This is a genomic window from Cupriavidus cauae (assembly GCF_026210475.1).
GTDB classification, from domain to species: Bacteria; Pseudomonadota; Gammaproteobacteria; order Burkholderiales; family Burkholderiaceae; genus Cupriavidus; species Cupriavidus cauae.
In genome coordinates, this window is the sequence record NZ_CP080294.1 from 2,093,120 (window position 1) to 2,109,725 (window position 16,606).

15 protein-coding genes are annotated in these 16,606 nt (G+C 63.3%); 7 read left to right on the top strand and 8 right to left on the bottom strand.

Annotated features, from left to right (window positions below; translation table 11 throughout):
• Positions 1 to 336 precede the first annotated feature (336 nt).
• From KZ686_RS24640 to KZ686_RS24670, 7 genes are all read right to left on the bottom strand, one after another.
• A complete protein-coding gene (locus KZ686_RS24640; RefSeq protein ID WP_053821763.1) occupies positions 337 to 675 on the bottom strand; it encodes a copper-binding protein in 339 nt (112 codons plus the stop codon).
• Complete coding sequence (locus KZ686_RS24645) at positions 672 to 3,842, bottom strand: efflux RND transporter permease subunit (RefSeq protein ID WP_053821764.1); 3,171 nt, start codon at positions 3,840 to 3,842, stop codon at positions 672 to 674. Before KZ686_RS24645 ends, KZ686_RS24640 begins: the two co-directional genes overlap by 4 nt.
• Positions 3,839 to 5,407 carry an efflux RND transporter periplasmic adaptor subunit gene (locus tag KZ686_RS24650; protein ID WP_053821765.1) on the bottom strand — a complete coding sequence of 523 codons (1,569 nt, stop codon included), beginning with the start codon at positions 5,405 to 5,407 and terminating at the stop codon, positions 3,839 to 3,841. The genes KZ686_RS24645 and KZ686_RS24650 overlap by 4 nt, the downstream gene beginning before the upstream one ends.
• Positions 5,404 to 6,711 (bottom strand): TolC family protein, encoded by a 1,308-nt coding sequence (locus tag KZ686_RS24655; protein WP_116359813.1) that lies wholly within the window; start codon positions 6,709 to 6,711, stop codon positions 5,404 to 5,406. The genes KZ686_RS24650 and KZ686_RS24655 overlap by 4 nt, the downstream gene beginning before the upstream one ends.
• 73 nt (positions 6,712 to 6,784) lie before the next feature.
• The gene (locus KZ686_RS24660; protein WP_116359814.1) at positions 6,785 to 7,183 is read right to left on the bottom strand and encodes a copper resistance protein; all 399 of its coding nucleotides are present in this window, start codon (positions 7,181 to 7,183) and stop codon (positions 6,785 to 6,787) included.
• Between the two features lie 160 nt (positions 7,184 to 7,343).
• On the bottom strand, positions 7,344 to 7,541 hold the full coding sequence (locus tag KZ686_RS24665) for a hypothetical protein (RefSeq protein WP_053821766.1): 198 nt from the start codon (positions 7,539 to 7,541) through the stop codon (positions 7,344 to 7,346).
• A 601-nt stretch (positions 7,542 to 8,142) separates the two neighbouring features.
• On the bottom strand, positions 8,143 to 8,361 hold the full coding sequence (locus KZ686_RS24670; RefSeq protein ID WP_116359815.1) for a hypothetical protein: 219 nt from the start codon (positions 8,359 to 8,361) through the stop codon (positions 8,143 to 8,145).
• Positions 8,362 to 9,335: 974 nt separating this feature from the next.
• On the opposite strand from KZ686_RS24670, the gene KZ686_RS24675 reads away from it, so the two are divergent.
• The 7 genes from KZ686_RS24675 (at position 9,336) to KZ686_RS24705 (ending at position 15,322) form a co-directional block, all read left to right on the top strand.
• Positions 9,336 to 9,638 (top strand): hypothetical protein, encoded by a 303-nt coding sequence (locus KZ686_RS24675; protein WP_035862553.1) that lies wholly within the window; start codon positions 9,336 to 9,338, stop codon positions 9,636 to 9,638.
• Between the two features lie 179 nt (positions 9,639 to 9,817).
• The gene (locus KZ686_RS24680) at positions 9,818 to 10,216 is read left to right on the top strand and encodes a hypothetical protein (protein WP_144200244.1); all 399 of its coding nucleotides are present in this window, start codon (positions 9,818 to 9,820) and stop codon (positions 10,214 to 10,216) included.
• Positions 10,217 to 10,509: 293 nt separating this feature from the next.
• The gene (locus KZ686_RS24685; protein WP_227311959.1) at positions 10,510 to 11,277 is read left to right on the top strand and encodes a class I SAM-dependent methyltransferase; all 768 of its coding nucleotides are present in this window, start codon (positions 10,510 to 10,512) and stop codon (positions 11,275 to 11,277) included.
• 335 nt (positions 11,278 to 11,612) lie between these two features.
• Positions 11,613 to 12,098, top strand: a complete 486-nt coding sequence (locus KZ686_RS24690) for a CzcE family metal-binding protein (protein ID WP_082371626.1) — start codon at positions 11,613 to 11,615, stop codon at positions 12,096 to 12,098.
• A gap of 129 nt (positions 12,099 to 12,227) precedes the next feature.
• Positions 12,228 to 12,464: a hypothetical protein gene (locus KZ686_RS24695; protein ID WP_252251971.1), complete on the top strand. Its 237-nt coding sequence runs from the start codon at positions 12,228 to 12,230 to the stop codon at positions 12,462 to 12,464.
• 301 nt (positions 12,465 to 12,765) lie between these two features.
• Complete coding sequence (locus KZ686_RS24700; protein WP_115737204.1) at positions 12,766 to 14,502, top strand: phosphoethanolamine transferase; 1,737 nt, start codon at positions 12,766 to 12,768, stop codon at positions 14,500 to 14,502.
• Positions 14,503 to 14,509: 7 nt separating this feature from the next.
• A complete protein-coding gene (locus tag KZ686_RS24705) occupies positions 14,510 to 15,322 on the top strand; it encodes a phosphatase PAP2 family protein (RefSeq protein ID WP_082371458.1) in 813 nt (270 codons plus the stop codon).
• Here the strand turns inward: KZ686_RS24705 and KZ686_RS24710 are convergent.
• Positions 15,287 to 16,552: a hypothetical protein gene (locus KZ686_RS24710; protein ID WP_053823084.1), complete on the bottom strand. Its 1,266-nt coding sequence runs from the start codon at positions 16,550 to 16,552 to the stop codon at positions 15,287 to 15,289. The two genes, KZ686_RS24705 and KZ686_RS24710, sit on opposite strands and share 36 nt — an antisense overlap.
• Positions 16,553 to 16,606 lie beyond the last annotated feature (54 nt).

The following is a 16,606-nucleotide window of genomic DNA, read 5'->3' on the forward strand; positions in this document are numbered from 1 at the left end:
CCTTTCCGACCGCTATTTGCTCCGTCTGCTCGACTTCCTGGTGCGCTTGCGCGAGACCGTGCCATGCTGGTCGCGAATTCGCCGGGGGCCGTGCCGTCGTCGCAGATACCAAGCAAACAGTCCGAGCATACAAAGGAGGATGGCCAGTGAGCTCAGGACGACGACGAGGACATCGTGGGGCAGATCAAAAGGGTTGTGGCGCACGGTCTGATTCGATTCGGAGTTGGCTTGCCAGGATCGTTGCGCAGTGGCGCCCATGGCTGCCAGCGTGACGTTGCTAGGCCATGCCGTGACGCGCACGGCCGCCGGCGGCGAACCCGTGCGCGCATGGGGCGATTACTTGCGCTGCATATCCACGACCGTCGGCGCGCCATCCACCTTGTCGAATGTCACCGACACGGCATCGCCTTCCTTGAACTTGCCAAGCGAGGCGCGATCCTTGACCGGGAACACCATGGTCATGCCGGGCATGCCCAGATTCTCGATCGGGCCGTGCTTGAGCGTGACCTTCCCGGTTTGCGCATCAATCTTCTTGATTTCTGCGGGCACCGGCCGAGCTGCCTGTTGCGAGGCGGCGGGCGCCTTCATGTCCATGCCGTCCATCGAACCCGCGGCGAACACGGCCGGCGCGGCAATGATGGCCAGGGCGGCGGCGAGGGTCTTGAGGTGTTTCATTGTGATTCCTCCTGAGGTGTGAGGTTGGGGGAAAGGGAAGCCTGCTTGATCTGACGGCGGCGTAGCAGCAGATACACCGCCGGGACCACAAACATGGACAGCAGCGGCGCCGTCACCATGCCGCCGACCATCGGTGCAGCGATGCGCTGCATCACTTCTGAGCCGGTTCCGTGCGACCACATGATCGGAAGCAGGCCGGCCAGAATTACAGCTACGGTCATCGCTTTCGGGCGCACACGCAGCACGGCGCCTTCCTGGATGGCATCGAGCAGGGCCGCAAGACTGTTTTGCCCATCCTCGAGCCGTTCCTGCCAGGCATGCTTCAGATAGAGCAGCATGATGACGCCGAATTCCGCAGCGACCCCGGCCAGTGCAATGAAGCCGACAATCCCGGCCACCGACAGGTTGTATCCCAGCAGATAGAGTAGCCAGAAGCCGCCGATTAAGGCCAGCGGTAGAGTGCCCATGATGAGCAGCGCCTCATCCAGCCGGCCGAATACCAGGTAGAGCAAGACGAAGATGATCAGCAGGGTGAACGGGACCACTACCTTCAGCTTCGCGGTGGCGCGCTCGAGATACTCGAATTGTCCCGACCAGCTCAGGGAGTACCCGGCTGGCATCGGGACGGCTCTGGCGACTGCCACCTGCATGTCTTGCACGGCAGAGCGCAGGTCCCTGCCGCGAATGTCGACGTAGATCCACCCGGAGAGCCGCGCATTTTCACTGCGCAACATGGGCGGCCCTTGCACAACCTGGATGCGCGCAACGTCGGCCAGCGTGATTTGCAGCCCCTTGTCGGTCACGATCGGTAGTCTGCGCAGTTGCTCGATGGAGTCCCGATAGTCGCGCGGATACCTGACATTGATCGGAAAGCGCGCAAGCCCGTCGACCACTTCGCCGACGTTTTCGCCACCGATGGCCGACGAGACGATCGCCTGAACGTCGTCAATGTTCAGGCCATACCGGCCCGCAGCCGCCCGGTCGATATCGACGTCGATGTACCGCCCGCCAGTGAGCCGCTCGGCCAGCGCGGAGGTGACTCCGGGAACCGACTTGACGGCCTCCTCGATGCGCGTGGCCAGTCGATCGATTTCCTTCAGGTCCGTACCGGCGACCTTGATCCCCACCGGGCTTTTGATGCCGGTGGCGAGCATGTCGATGCGGTTGCGGATCGGTGGCACCCAGATGTTGGACAGCCCTGGCACCCTGACGACCCGATCGAGCTCCTCCACCAGCTTGTCGGTGGTCATGCCGGCACGCCATTGGTCCTTGGGCTTGAACTGGACGGTGGTCTCGAACATCTCGATCGGCGCCGGATCGGTGGCGGTATCGGCGCGGCCCGCCTTGCCGTACACCGTCGCGACCTCTGGCACTGTCTTGATGAGCCGATCAGTCTGCTGCAGGAGCTGGGAGGCCTTGCCTGCAGAGAGACCTGGCAACGCGGAGGGCATGTAGAGCAGATCGCCTTCATCCAGGGGCGGCATGAATTCGCCGCCAATGCGCATAATGGGCCACGCGGTGGCGATCAGCAGCACGGCGGCGATCGCCAGCGTGGTCTTCGGATACGTGAGCACCTTGCCGAGCAATGGCTGGTAGCCGCGAATCAGCCAGCGATTGAGCGGATTGGCCTGCTCCGACGGAATTTTTCCGCGGATCATGTAACCCATCAGCACCGGTACCAAGGTGACGGACAATCCGGCAGCGGCTGCCATGGAATAGGTCTTGGTGAAGGCCAGCGGCGAGAAGAGCCGGCCCTCCTGCGCCTCCAGCGTGAACACCGGAATGAACGACAACGTGATGATCAGCAGCGAGAAGAACAGGGCCGGCCCAACCTCGGCGGCAGATTTGCCGATGACGCGCCAGTGTTCATGGGCGCTGAGTTCGCGCTGCGGATTGTCGGCATGCCAGTGCTCGAGATGCTTGTGCGCGTTCTCGATCATGACCACCGCGGCATCGACCATCGCGCCGATGGCGATGGCAATCCCACCCAGCGACATGATGTTGGCATTGACGCCCTGGTAGCGCATCACCAGGAAGGCGGCCAGCACGCCCAGCGGTAGCGAGACGATGGCCACCAGCGCCGAGCGCAGGTGAAACAGGAACACCAGGCAGACCAGCGCCACGACCGCAAATTCCTCGATCAGCTTGGTGGTGAGATTGGCCACCGCCCGCTTGATCAGTGCCGAGCGGTCGTACGTCGTAACGATCTCGACGCCCTTGGGCAGGCTCTTCTGTAGGGTGGCGAGCTTGGCCTTGACCGCTTCAATGGTCTCCAGGGCGTTCTTGCCCGAGCGCAGCACGATGACGCCGCCGGCCACTTCGCCCTGGCCATTCAGCTCGGCAATGCCACGCCGCATCTCGGGGCCGAGCTGCACAGTGGCAACGTCACCCAGCCGTACCGGGATGCCGGCGTCGCTGGTGACCAGCGGAATCTGGCGAAAGTCGTCCAGCGTTTTCAGATAGCCGGTCGCCCGCACCATGTACTCCGCTTCGCCCAACTCCAGCACCGAGCCGCCGGTTTCCTGGTTGGCGCCCTTGAGCGCTGCCAGCACCTTGGCCTGCGATAGGTTATAGGCGCGCAGTCGATCCGGCATCAGCACGATCTGGTATTGCTTGACCATGCCGCCGAGCGAGGCCACTTCGGCGACGTTGGGCAGGGACTTGAGCTCGAAGCGCAGGAACCAGTCCTGCAGCCCCCGTAGCTGGCTGAGGTCATGCTGGCCGGTCTTGTCCACCAAGGCATACTCATAGATCCAGCCGACGCCGGTTGCATCGGGACCGAGCGCGGGCTTGGCTGCCGCCGGCAGCCGCGACTGCACCTGATTCAGGTACTCGAGCACGCGCGAGCGCGCCCAGTACAGGTCCGTGCCGTCTTCGAACAGCACATAGACATAGGAGTCACCGAAGAACGAGTAGCCGCGCACGGTCTTGGCGCCGGGCACCGATAGCATGGTCGTGGTGAGCGGATAGGTCACCTGGTTTTCCACGATCTGCGGCGCCTGGCCAGGGAAGGGCGTGCGGATGATCACTTGCACGTCGGACAGGTCTGGCAGCGCGTCAAGCGGCGTACTCTGTACCGCCCAAAGCCCCCAGGCGGTCACCATGACCGTGGCGAGCAGCACCAGGAAGCGATTGCGGATGGAGGCGAGGATGAGCCGGGCAATCATGGCTTCGCTCCTGCAACGGCGGCGGCCGACTCGACCGCGGACAGGGTCGCCACGCCGTCCTTGTCCAGTCCGAAGCGGAACCGGACCTGATCCCCTGGCTTGAATCCCTTGGGCATGCCGGCTGGCGGCGCGGCAAACTCCATCGTCATGGCGCCCCACTGCGCCGACGGAATGGGGCCATGGGAGATCGTCATGCTCTGCTCGGTGACGGTCTCGATCCGGCCGACGCCTTGATGTTCCGGCCCGGGCGCTGCAGCGGCGCCAGGCGCCGACGCGCCGGCTGCAGAGGCGGCCGTGGGCGCGGTCATGCGCTGCGCGGTGCCGCGCAGGCTCGCCTCCGAGTCGATCAGGAACTGTCCGGACACGACCACCTTCTGGCCCGCTTTGAGGCCCTCAATGACTTCGGTTTGGCCGCCTGCAGCCGCGCCGGTCTTGACCTCCACGGGGCTGAACCCGCCCTGGCCGGATGCCACCATCGCGACCGTGCGTGTGCCGGTACGGATCAGCGCCTCGGTGGGCACGAGCAGGCGATCCGGCCCAGGAGCGGCGTCAAAGCGCACCGAGACAAACATGCCGGGCAAGAGCTGACGGGCCTTGTTCTGCAATTCGATGCGCACCTTGACCGTGCGGGTACCGGCGCTGATATCTGGCAGGATGGCGTCGACCTTGCCCGACAGCGTCTGGCCGGGCAAGGCTGCCGCGGTGGCCGACACGGTCTGGCCGGGCCGCAACGGGGCGGCCTGACTCTCAGGCACCTCGGCGATCACCCAAACGGTTGCTAGGCTCGCAATGCGAAACAGGGTCGTTCCCGGCGAAACCGTCATGCCATCGCGCGCACCGATTTCGGTGACGATGCCGTCGACCGAACTGGTGACCGTCAGCCGCGGCTGCAGTTTGCCGGTGGACTGCACCAACCGGATATGACTCTCGGTCATGCCCACCTGACGCATGCGCGCAATGGCGGCCTCGCGCAGCTCGCGCTGGAGGCTGCCGTCCATCCGGCTCACGGCCAGATATTCCTCCTGCGCCGCGACCCATTCCGGCGCATAGATTTGCGCCAACGCTTGACCTTTGCTGACCGGATCGAGGGTGGTCCGAGCGTACGCGTGCTCCACGAATCCGCTGGTGCGGGCCTGCAGCACTTCGATGCTGCGTTCATTGAACGCGACATTGCCCGGCACTTGAAGTGCGGCCTCGAGTCGGCCGGTCTTCACCTCGATCGTGCGGATGCCAAGGTTCTGTGTCACGCGGCTGTCGATGGTGACGGCCGCGCCGCCGCTGGCTTCTTCGTACACCGGCGACAACGGCATATCCATGTACGGCGACTTGCCCGGCTTGTCAAAGCGCTGTCCGGGCACCATCGGGTCGTGCCAGTAGAGAATGCGCTTGCCAGTTTTCGGGTCAATGTCCCCAGCCTTGAGGGCGGCACCGCTGGCGCTGCTGCCAGAGGTTGCCGACGCGGGCGACTGCTGGCGCCCTTGCTGTTGACCGAGGTAATAGGCAGCCCCAACGCTTGCCACCACCATCAGGCCTGCCACCGTCCGTGCAATCGTGGTCTTGTTCATGGTTGAGCTCCTTGCAGTGACGTGGGCTGGACTGCGGTGGGTAACGGCATCAGGAAGGTCAGGTCCGCCCAGAGTCGGGCGGTGGCGGCCTCAAGTTTGAGGCGCTCAAGCGAAATATTGAGCGCCTTGCGGCTGGCATCGGCCACGGCGGTCAGGGTGCCGGCACCCGCTCGATAGGCAGTCAGGGCCGCTTCGGTCTGTGCCTTGGCCAGCGGCACCGTGGTGCTCCGATAGCGCTCGAGCCGCGCCTGGCTGAGCGCCAGCTCTGCCTGCTTGCCGCGCAACTGCCCGAGCAAGCCGCGGCGTACGACTTCGGCTTGCGCGCGCGCGGCGTCGGCCTGCGCAAGCTTTGCGGCCAGTTCCCGATCCTGGCGATGCTTCTGGTCCCAGGGAAGCGGCAGTGAGACGTTGAGCGAAACCATGTTGGAGTAGGCGGGGCCGCGCTGGCTGTACATCAGTTCCACGCTCACATCCGGGATCTTGTTCTCCCGAGCGACCCGGCTTTCCGCCTCGGCGACGCCAACCTGTGCCTCGGCCGCCGCCACCTCCGGCAGTTGCGCCACGCCGCCGGCATCCAAGGTATTGAGCCAGGCCGGCGCCTCAAAGCCAGGGGGTTCGGCCAGGGGAAGTTCTGCAGCCTCGCCCACCCAGCGTCGCAGCATCGCTCGGGCTGATACCAGTGCGGCGCGGGCCTCGTCTTCGCGATCTTGCAGTTGACGGAGCTCCAGTTCGGCGGCCAGGATGTCGGCACGGGAGCCGCGGTTGCCGCGATAGGCGGCCTGCGCCGCGTCTACCATCAGCTTGATGGATTGCGCTTGCTCATTGAGCACGCTGTAGGCACGTTCGGCGTTCCAGCGGTCCAGCCAGGCCGTCGCGGCGCCGCGCTGCACCGTCGCCAGCGCCGCCGTACGCTGGGCCTCTGCCGAAGACGCCTCGGCTTCGAAGCGCTGGGCGCGAGCCTCACGCTTGGCCGATCGCGTGAACTCCTGCATCAGGCTGATCGAGCGCATCGTCATCGATTCCGTGCCGAGGGAAAACCGGTCGGGTCCGTTCGCCGGCACGTTATTGACGCCAACCTTCAGGACTGGGTCAGGTAACTGCCGGCCAGCCACCGCCATCTCGATGGCGGACTGGACCGCCGAGTGCGATGTTTCGGCATCCGTCGAGTGGGAAGACGCGAGCGCCACGGCTTCCTGCAAGGAGAGTGCGGCCGCGGGTTGCGCCCATCCGGGATGGGCAGCGGCGAACAGCGTAAGGGCGAGCGTCAGATGGCACCCATACGCAAAGGGAAAACGCAAATGCATAAAGCCTCCGCTAAGCAACGACCACCCTGAACACCATGGTTTCAGGGCACGATAGCAAGCATTGCTTCGGAGGCTAGTTTCGGAAACAGCAGTGGAGAATGGGCAGGGGGCGAGGGGGCGCGCGCGGCACCGCGTCGGCGTAGACCGCTCGCTGGCTGACGAATATCGGCACCATCGCCGGCTCAACCAGATTGACAAGCACGGGCTGGAACGCAGGAATCTGCGGGCTGGGGTGGTCGGCCGACTTGGAGCCAAGCTGGCAGTGCTCCAGGCACAAGCCATCATGGGCAGCCGGCGCTTCGGCCTTCTGCGTCATCTCGGGACAGGACTCCGTCATCCCGGCCATGTCCGCCATGCCGTCCATCGAATACCGGCTGCCCGCGCAGGCGTAGGCGGCCGCTGCCAGCTGAACTGTCAGGAATGTACTCAGCAGGAAGGCGGCAAGCCAAAGCCGGCGAAAACGGGTACGCACGTTGAAGATGTCCGATTTGAGCCGAATGGTAGCAGCGTTTGGCCGCTTTCGGCACTTTGCCCTCGCGGCCGTTTGCCGCAGATCAAATGCAGACGGGGTAGCCCATCCGGGGAGCGTTCCGGCGAGCCACGCAAACTAGCTCGCCGGTTTCCAGGCTCGGTTACTTGGGCTGCCCCAACATTTCGCGGCACTTTTGCATCATCGCCGCGTGGTCCTCCGTCTGCTGTTTTTGTTGTTGCGCCTCAGCCCGCTTGGCATTACGAGCCTTTTCGATCACATACCAGTCCGGACCGGCGACCGCTGACAGCGAGAGCCCCAGGGCGACGGCGCCCCCTAGCGCGTGAAGAAAGAATTTCATGATGTTCCTCGTTCTGGGTATGCAGCGCGCCGCCTAAACCCACCAGCGAGCGGCAGGCGACACTGCAAATGTCGAAATCAGACAGGAGCACGTTGGTGCGATGGCACCCAGTGCGGCACCCTGCCGTGCGGGACCGCCCTACAGACAGAACCGTTTGGGCGGGCGCTCGAGGCGAGGCGGAACGACGGAGCGATATGCGAACTCCGGATGCGCGACCAACACGCTGGTCCATGCATCCGTGGCGGCGGCGGTGGCCAACGGCGTGCCCGCGAGGATTGCACAAGCGGAAATCGTGCAGGGAAGACGAGATGGGCCGCTGACATGTCGGTCATCGGCGCAACTGAATTGACTGACGCAGTCATGGGGACTGCCGCTCTCGACACTGGCTTGCGCCGCTTGAGCAGGTATGTGTGCTGGCATTTGAGCGATGCCAGCGATACAGCAGCTGTCCAACGGCCCGGCCTGAGCCCGCAGGGGCAAAGCCAGCGCCAGGGTCAGCAGCACGACGAGACGCCAAAGGCGATTCATGGGCTTACACATTGGGCCCCTCCGAGCCGACGTGCGGTAGCGCCGTCGCGGGAACCATATTGAGTATGGAACTTCATCTTGCGCGAGACACGGTTGAGTCCGACATGGCGCTGCCCGCAGGGCAGTTCGACGCGAACGACAGGTAGACCTCGTCGAGCATGCGATGCTTGTCGCCGGCCAATTGTTCCAGGGCAGCCAGGAGGTGCTCGGCCACGCCGTACTGCTGCTGTGCGCATGCCAGACGGAACGCGGCGAACACGTCATCAAATAACGTTGGCGTTGCAGTCGTCATGCATTCCCCGCTGGATGCGTGGTTCGGCCAAGGCGTGATCGCCGCGATGCCGTCCTCATTTGCACTATGGACCTTCCCACGGGGGTAAGGTCAAGCAGTGCGTAGGCTGGCGTCGCGCGTCGATTGAAGACGACCGGTAAGCGCCACCCATGCGCAGGCGCTAGGCGTCAGGCTGGTGTAGAGAGCGAACCCGCCGTGAATCGCCCCGGCATTCGCGGCGCATGCGTTTCAAAACCGTCGATGCATACACGGTCCACTTCCGGCACTGAGGCGTAACACGCAGTCACGCCACGGATCCGAGTCTTTCTGATAGCCGAGCTTTTCGCAAGCAGGCCCCTCAACGCGTAATGAGGTCTCCATATCGCGCTCGGCGTGCGCGGTACGTTCAGCGACGGTCGCGCACCCGGACAACATGACGGTAATGAGTAATAAGACACGCATGAATTTCTCCTTTGCTCCTAGATGAAGGGAGTCCGTTGCGGTGGTCCAGGGCGCGACACGACCGGGAACCAGCGAAGCGGTGTGCAAACGGCGATGCCGTTATCGTGAATCTAGGTTCTGATTGCTTTTGCACCAAGATCTGCCTTTGCAGAATGGCCCGCTGCGGGCCATCTTTCAGCGACCTTACTTCAGATTGCTATGCAATTACCCAACCATTTCAAGCTGGTCATCCATGTTCGGTTGGGCTTTCGTCCCAATGATGTTCCTCGGCTGACATTCACGACCAGCTCGTATTACGCGACCATTACGTGCAGGAAATTTTTTCTGTGTTGTCTTGGCCTGGCAGCAAGCGTTTCCGTTTGGAAATTGCCGCCATCATTACCCGAGCATTACGCGGCAGTCATCAAATTCGACTCGCGCGTCATTGCCAGGGCAATAGCGTTACAAGCGCTCACATTTGTAGGGAAACGCGAACACTGCCGGCAATGCAGAAGTCGTATGCTCCCACCCTCTACACATGCAAAGGAGAAAACATGAAAAAGCTTCCAATCCTGGTCGGCACCGCGCTGGTCATCGGGTTCAGTTACGCCAATGCGCAGACGCATGTCTACACGCATGATGGCTATGGTCGGGCAGGCCTCTACCCGTCACGGCCGGCGCCTGCCGCTGTGCACGTCGTGCCCGCGGTTGCGGTGGTACATGATGCGCAGCCCTCGTACGGGCATGGCACTGCGCTGCGCGAGGCGCATCGCCAGCCGCGCCACGGCATCGAACATGGGCGACGTGAGCCTGAGCGCCGCCGGCACAATGCCGCTCACGGTTCACGCGGCCACTGACGCACTCGCCTGTCATATTGATTGCCCGCAGGCGTGCCGACGCCGGTAGTGACGCCGGCGTCCGTTGGAAAAAGTCAGGGGAAGCGCTGCGTCTGTCATGTCCCCGTCATTCTACTGACAGGCGGCTCGTATAGACTCCCGACTCAATTGATGCTTGATGCCGCCGGATGAGAAGGCTGTTGCGCCACCTATTGCTTTGGCTCGTTGTATTTGCATTGCCGATGCAGAACGTCGGCGCAGCGGCTACTCTTTCGTGCGGCGAGCTGACCGAGCTGCGGCAGGGCGCCGGTCTCTTTGCCACCCTTGCCACCATCGACGTCGCTGACGAGGCGAGCGCCGACGAGGCCGACGCACACTGCGATCCGAGGTCGCATCACTGTCCAGCAAGCAAAGCGCGCGGCAAGGCGCGCGGTTGTCAGGCGTGTTCTGCCTGCTCGGCCGCCTCGCCACTTGCCATCTTTGCCTTCTTGGGGACCCAAGCGTTGCCCATGAACGGCGCACTACCTGCGTCTCTTCTGTGGATATTTGCCAGCACAACGCCTGAGACGTTGCTGCGCCCGCCTTCCCGCCATCTCTGACGCCGCCCACGCAACTCCTGGGCTGGCTACCTCCACCTTCGTAGATGTCGTCCTTCGGCCTGACCGAAGACGAAACAAACCTGCCTGCGCTCGTCCCTGTGCGAGAGCAAGGCAGGGCAATTATGGTGCGGCGTGCGATGTCGCCTGGCGGTCGCGCGCGCAGCACGATATTGGAGACAGCGATGCGCATCTGTAATCAATGTAAGGCCCCGCTCAAAATTGACGTGTGGGCGTGCACCGCGTGCGGTTGGCAGCCCCGTGTTCTCGCCGGCGTGCTCTGCCTGGCACCTGCCATGATGGTCGACCATGATGGGTTTCACGAACCGCTCTTTGTCGAGTATGAGAAGCTCGAAGCGACGCACTTCTGGTTCGTCTATCGCCGCAAACTGATCCTGGACGCACTGCAGCGCTACTTTCCGGCCTTGCGCTCGTTCATGGACGTCGGTTGCGGGACCGCGGAGAACCTGCGCGCAGTCCAGGCCCGCTTCCCGCGTGCACGCCTGGTCGGCGGCGAGGCCTCGTTGCGCGCACTGATGAAGGGGCAGCGCAAATGCAAAGCTCAGTTGTTGCAGATGGATGCCCGCGCAATTCCCTACAGCGACGCCTTCGATGTCCTCGGGGCGTTTGACGTCATCGAACACGTCGACGACGACGCCCAAGTGCTAGCGGAGATGTACCGTGCCTGCAGGAATGATGGGGGAATCGTATTGACAGTGCCCCAGCATCCGTCGCTGTGGAGCCATATGGACGATGCGGCCAAGCACAAGCGGCGCTATACCCGCCAAGAACTGGTGAAGAAAGTGGAGGCGGCCGGATTCGAAATCGTGGACGTCACCTCCTTCATGACGCTGCTGCTGCCTGCGATGGCCATCTCCCGGTTGTGGCAGCGCGCCAAGCCGCCCGGCGATGCCATGGACGACGGGTTTCGCATTGGGGCGGCCATGAACGGCACGCTCGGGTGTGTTTGCACCCTCGAGCACAACCTAATACGGGCCGGCTTGCGTTTCCCGGCAGGCGGCTCGCTGTTGCTGGTGGCCAGGAAGAAGGGATGTTCTTTGTAGAGAGCGCAGTCACGCATGGGCCCATCGCGGCGTTTAGCGTCAACGACGAGGACGCCGCGGGCCGCGTCTCAAGCGCTCGCCAGGCTCGTCTGTGCGCAAGAGCGGACCTTCTTCCGGAATGCCTTGGCTCGCGCTGCCGTCAGGGCAAGCGTCGCAGGCGCGGCCCTCGCGACTGACAATCCAGGTCGTTAACCGCGACGACGTACCCATTTCTGCAACGCAGATGGATGCGGGAAAGCTTACGGGGATGTAATTCGCGAGTAACGTCGTCGTGAGTCCCAGCCGCCTACCATGACACCTAAGAGGTTATGCCTCGAAACGTTATGGAGCGCATCATGAACACCAAGAAGACCGCTTTGACCGCTTTGACTGCATTGGCGCTGGCGGCCCTCTCCGTCCTATCCAGTTCACCGGCGTGGAGTGCGGACCAGACCAGAACCAATGCGGGCGACAACTGGGCGGAGCACGTGCGGCGGCAAGCCGCCGACCAAGCCAGCTCATCGGCACCGCTCACAGTGCCCAGCGCGATGGCTATAGCGCAGGCTGCTACTCCATTGGGGCCGCAGGCGACGCTCTTCGGTAGCCTGGCGCCAGCGAACACGGCTGCACGCGCGGTGACGCTCGCTCCCGGCCTGAAGTCTGTCAATGTGGCCTCCGGCGACACCGTTACTTTTCGCAGCGGCGCGCAGGAAGCCACCTGGACATTCGCCGAGCTTGTTCAAGGAAAATCCGTGGATCTTGGCGTCCTGTTCCCAGCGATGCCCAACGCCCAAGGCGTGCGCGTCTATATCGAGCGCAGCAAGCTCTATACCGGTGGCTAAGAAAGGCCGGTTTGCCAGGAGTGAAAACATGACACATTTGTAATTTTGTCGTCAGGCCCTGGTGGGGTACATCTTTCTACACTGCAAGTGCAGGCTCACTGAGCCACTATCGAAACAAGGAGAAATAGAATGCGTACATTGAAGAAGACTGCCTTGGTGGCATTGACCGTGGCAACCCTTGGTGGCGTCGCGGGCATCGCGAATGCTGGCGTCAATTCGCCGCGAGACCCCTTTACCGACGGCGGGCACGCCATGGGCACGCGCGATCCGTTCACCGATGGCAGTCACGCCATGGGCACGCGGGACCCGTTCACAGACGGTAGCCACGCCGTAGGCCCTCGCGACACGTTCAGCGACGGCGCCTAAATCTCGGCAACGCGCCGACTCGCCGGGGCGATGGGCCGCTCGGTGGGCCGGTGCGTTGACGCGGGGCGGGTATCGGGGAAACTGTCCCGATACCCGTTATCGTGCTTGCGCACGCGCCGAGATTCAGCCTTGCCGATGCGCCGGCTCGGGTCGGACCAGGCCCTGATCTAGGCAGACGGCATAGGCTGCAGCGGTCGGACCGCACCCAGCCCAGCGAGTCATCATCGCGCCTTCGGCGCGATTCTTTTTGTCCACCACTGGCTCAACACAGCGTTGCGTACTGCAACGCCTGGGGCTGGTAATGTCCCGCCTTTCGCGCCATGCGCCAATGATGGAACCGAATCTAAACCGGTCGCGCCGTGACCCGGCTTCGCCCGACACACCACCAAGCGGCGCGCGCGCAAAGGTGGGTCGCCCCTGGCGTCTGGAGGTCGGCGTCGAGACCTTGCTACTCGGCTTCTGCCTATACTTTGTTCTCGTCCTGAACGGTCCGTTCTGGCGGGCGCTATTCGCCGAACGGACGTTGAGCGGGCTCCGTGATCTGGGCTACGGCGTGGCAGTGGGCACCGCGCTGGTCACGGCGCATTTTGTGCTGCTGGCGCCGTTCATAAACCGCTGGACGGCCAAACCGTTGCTGACAATTTTGGTCGTAGTGGCCGCCGGTGCCAGCTATTTCATGGGTCAATACGGCATCTACCTTGACCCCAGCATGGCCCGCAATGTGCTGCGCACCGACGTGGCGGAAGCTCGCGAGTTGCTAACGCTGCGTATGATGTGCAGCATCGCGCTCTTGGCACTACCACCATTGTTGTTGTTGCCCTGGGTGACGCTGCGCCAGCGCTCACTGACACGAAGCGTCGGCCTGCGCGTGGTCGCGATTTTGGTGGCGATTGTTGCCGGCGTGGGGACGCTGTCCTTGGTGTTTAAGGACTTCGCAGCCCAGATGCGCAATCATAAAGAGATCCGCTATCTGCTCGCGCCGGTCAATGTGGTGTACGCCTTCACCGGGGCGCTGGCACGCGATGCCAGTACCGCGAACCGGCCGCGCCGGCCGGTTGGCACCGACGCCCGGCTCGGCGCTAGCTGGAGCGAGCACAACAAGCCCCTGCTCTTCGTCGTGGTCGTGGGAGAAACCGCACGAGCGGCGGACTGGGGGCTCAGTGGCAGGTCGCCCCATGACACGACGCCGAACCTGTCGCAGCGCGCTGTGATCAATTTCGCTCAAGTCACCAGTTGCGGCACCAATACCGAGGTCTCGTTGCCCTGTATGTTCTCGCCCCAGGGACGGCGCAATTACGACGAAGATGCGATCAAGGCCAGCGAGTCTTTGCTACACGTCATCGGACGAGCGGGAATGAAGGTGGGGTGGGCAGACAATCAATCAGGATGCAAAGGCGTCTGTACAGGTGTGCCCACGTGGCAGCCGGATCCTCAGGCTATGTCGGCATTATGCGATCGCGACCGCTGCCTGGATGAAGTGTTGTTAGCCGGGGCGGAAGCATTGCGGCACCAGCTACCTGGCAGCTTGGTCGTGGTCCTGCACCAACTTGGCAATCATGGTCCCGCGTACTACCGGCGGTATCCGGCCCGATTCGCGCAGTTCGGTCCGACTTGCGACACCGATGATCTCTCGCGCTGTACCCCAGAGCAAATTCGCAACGCGTACGACAATGCATTGCTGTACACCGATCATGTGCTCGCACGCACCATCGACTGGCTCGAACAACTCGAGGCGCGCTATGACACGGCCATGATCTATGTATCAGACCATGGCGAGTCGCTGGGAGAGCGCGGACTGTTCTTGCATGGCATGCCTTACGCGATTGCTCCGCGGGAGCAGACCGAGGTACCGATGGTGATGTGGTTCTCCGCCTCATTCGCCCAGCGCATGCGGCTCGATGTCTCCTGCCTGCGGGCGCGTGCGCGCGAACCCGCCACGCATGACCACTTATTCTCCACGGTCTTGGGCCTGCTGGATATCCGCACCCAGACCCGGGATGCCACCATGGATTTGTCGGCACGCTGCCGCAACGGATAATGCCCCCATGAGAGAAATGCCGTTGGTTCAGACGCCCGCCAGTCAGCGTTGGCTGCGCCAGCAATGGTGGATGCTGGCATCGGCCGCGCTGGTGCTGGCCTACGTGTTCCAGCGCACCGAACTCGACCTCTGGCTCGAGGGCCGTTTCTACGATGTCGGTCGGACGGTCTTCCCGTTGCGCCAGCACTGGCTATTTGAAGCGGTGCTCCACAAGGGCGCGAAGTGGCTCACTTACGTCGCCGTAGCCGCGGCCATGGGTGTCTGCTGGCTGGGCTGGCGGGGGCGTCTGCCTTGGCTGCCGCGTCGCAATGCGTTGCTTGCCGGTGCGGGCATGGTGGTGATCCCGTTGAGCGTCACGCTCCTGAAGCTCATGACGGGACGCCACTGTCCCTGGGACATGGCTCAATTCGGCGGCAGCTTGCCCTATATGCGGTTGCTGGATCCGCTGCCGGCAGACGTCAAGCCGGGACAATGCTTTCCTGCCGGTCATGCGGCCACCGGCTTTCTCTGGGTCGTCTGGGGGATCGCATTGCGTCCTGCCGGCCGTCGCTGGGCGTGGGTTGGGCTGGCTGGCGGACTGCTGCTGGGCGGCACGCTTGGCGCGGCGCGCATGGCGCAGGGCGCGCACTTCCTGTCGCACACGCTCGCAACCCTCTGGGTGGCGTGGGCGGTCAGCTTGCTACTCGCGTGGGGGCTGCGGGCCGACGTGCGGCTAGGCAGCGCCGCGCCGCACCAGGGCCCGAAAGCTTGCTCGCGCCGTCGCCGACCACCGCCAGGACCGGACTCACAACTGTCTCGCGATGGCCTCGATCGGCTTTAAGCCACTGCCAAAGCGCGCAATGCTTTCGCGATGCTCGCGCAGGCTGGAATAGGGGACATAGCGGATATTGAGTGCCGAGACGCGGCTAAAAGCCGGGCGGCTCAATTGCGCGCGCACGTCGTCTTCGCGATCATCCGGCGCGACCAGGAACAGATGCTTGCGGGCGGACGGGTCGGAGCCGAGGGCCAGATCCAGCAAGCGCACGATACCGGAATAGATCGAGGTGGTATGTTCGACTTCAAAGGCGGCTTCGACCTCAAGGGTGGTGGCATTTAGCCAGACGGTGTCAATCCATGGAACGGTATCGCCTCCCGCCACCAGCAGCGCCGGCGGCAACGTTGAGAGACAGCCCTGGCTCAAGGGCTCGCCGTTGTACAGCCGACTTCGGTCGTTCGTGGCAATCCAAACGGCAAAGCCGAGCGACTTGCCGAGATCGCGCAGCCATCCCTGCACTTCGGTATGGGTGGCGTCTTCGGCCTGCCCCAGCTGAATCTGCCTGGCAAGCGCGGCAGCCTGCTCGCGCACCTTGGCCAGTTCCTGCTGCCAGACGGCCACATCGTGGGCCTGCGCTTGCCGCGGTGGCAGCGGATAGCGCTGCATGCCGATGTCAAACAGCAGGCCCGCGATCGCGCCAAGGTCATTGGAGAGCAAATCCCGATAACGCTGATTCAGGGCGAGCACCCCCTCGCGCATCGCCAGATAGTGATCCCATTTGCCAAGCTTGACCGCCGATCCGGTCAGGGCGTTATAGCCATTGACAATCGCGGTATTGAATGGCATCACCAGCGTGGGATGAATGAAATACAGCAGGTTGGCCGCCGCCGGCCCGAGACCCTTGATGCCGAGGCTGCTCAGCTGGCGAATCGCATCAAGGACTTCGGATTCGGTGTCACAGCAGTTGCAGGTATGGAGCAGTCTGGCAAAAGCACGCTGATTGTCGGCATGCTCATAGATGTCTGGAATGCGCAGTTTTGGCTTCCACAGAAAGGCGTGATCCGCGCCTTTGAAAATCTGCCGTTGCTCTGCGATTGAAGACACCACGGTCTCGAGCGATGACCCCCGATACGCGTTGCCGAATGTACCGGCCTGGATCTCGTCGACCACCGCGCCGATGCCACGCCGAATCGAGCGGAAATTCTTCAGCCGCTCCGGCCAAAGAAACCAGGTTTGATAGGCGCCGGCGGGATCGGTCTTCCAGCGCTCAATGAGGATGCGGATGGTGTCGGTCATGGTGTGCATTTTTGCCGGGCAGTGTATCACCGTGAGGCCTTTTGACCTGGCGCA

Bases quoted from the DNA above. Each gene is read 5' to 3' on its own strand.
- KZ686_RS24640 (WP_053821763.1), bottom strand. From the start codon at position 675: ATGAAACACCTCAAGACCCTCGCCGCCGCCCTGGCCATCATTGCCGCG.
- KZ686_RS24645 (WP_053821764.1), bottom strand. From the start codon at position 3,842: ATGATTGCCCGGCTCATCCTCGCCTCCATCCGCAATCGCTTCCTGGTG.
- KZ686_RS24650 (WP_053821765.1), bottom strand. From the start codon at position 5,407: ATGAACAAGACCACGATTGCACGGACGGTGGCAGGCCTGATGGTGGTG.
- KZ686_RS24655 (WP_116359813.1), bottom strand. From the start codon at position 6,711: ATGCATTTGCGTTTTCCCTTTGCGTATGGGTGCCATCTGACGCTCGCC.
- KZ686_RS24665 (WP_053821766.1), bottom strand. From the start codon at position 7,541: ATGAAATTCTTTCTTCACGCGCTAGGGGGCGCCGTCGCCCTGGGGCTC.
- KZ686_RS24670 (WP_116359815.1), bottom strand. From the start codon at position 8,361: ATGACGACTGCAACGCCAACGTTATTTGATGACGTGTTCGCCGCGTTC.
- KZ686_RS24675 (WP_035862553.1), top strand. From the start codon at position 9,336: ATGAAAAAGCTTCCAATCCTGGTCGGCACCGCGCTGGTCATCGGGTTC.
- KZ686_RS24685 (WP_227311959.1), top strand. From the start codon at position 10,510: ATGATGGTCGACCATGATGGGTTTCACGAACCGCTCTTTGTCGAGTAT.
- KZ686_RS24690 (WP_082371626.1), top strand. From the start codon at position 11,613: ATGAACACCAAGAAGACCGCTTTGACCGCTTTGACTGCATTGGCGCTG.
- KZ686_RS24695 (WP_252251971.1), top strand. From the start codon at position 12,228: ATGCGTACATTGAAGAAGACTGCCTTGGTGGCATTGACCGTGGCAACC.
- KZ686_RS24700 (WP_115737204.1), top strand. From the start codon at position 12,766: ATGTCCCGCCTTTCGCGCCATGCGCCAATGATGGAACCGAATCTAAAC.
- KZ686_RS24705 (WP_082371458.1), top strand. From the start codon at position 14,510: ATGAGAGAAATGCCGTTGGTTCAGACGCCCGCCAGTCAGCGTTGGCTG.
- KZ686_RS24710 (WP_053823084.1), bottom strand. From the start codon at position 16,552: ATGACCGACACCATCCGCATCCTCATTGAGCGCTGGAAGACCGATCCC.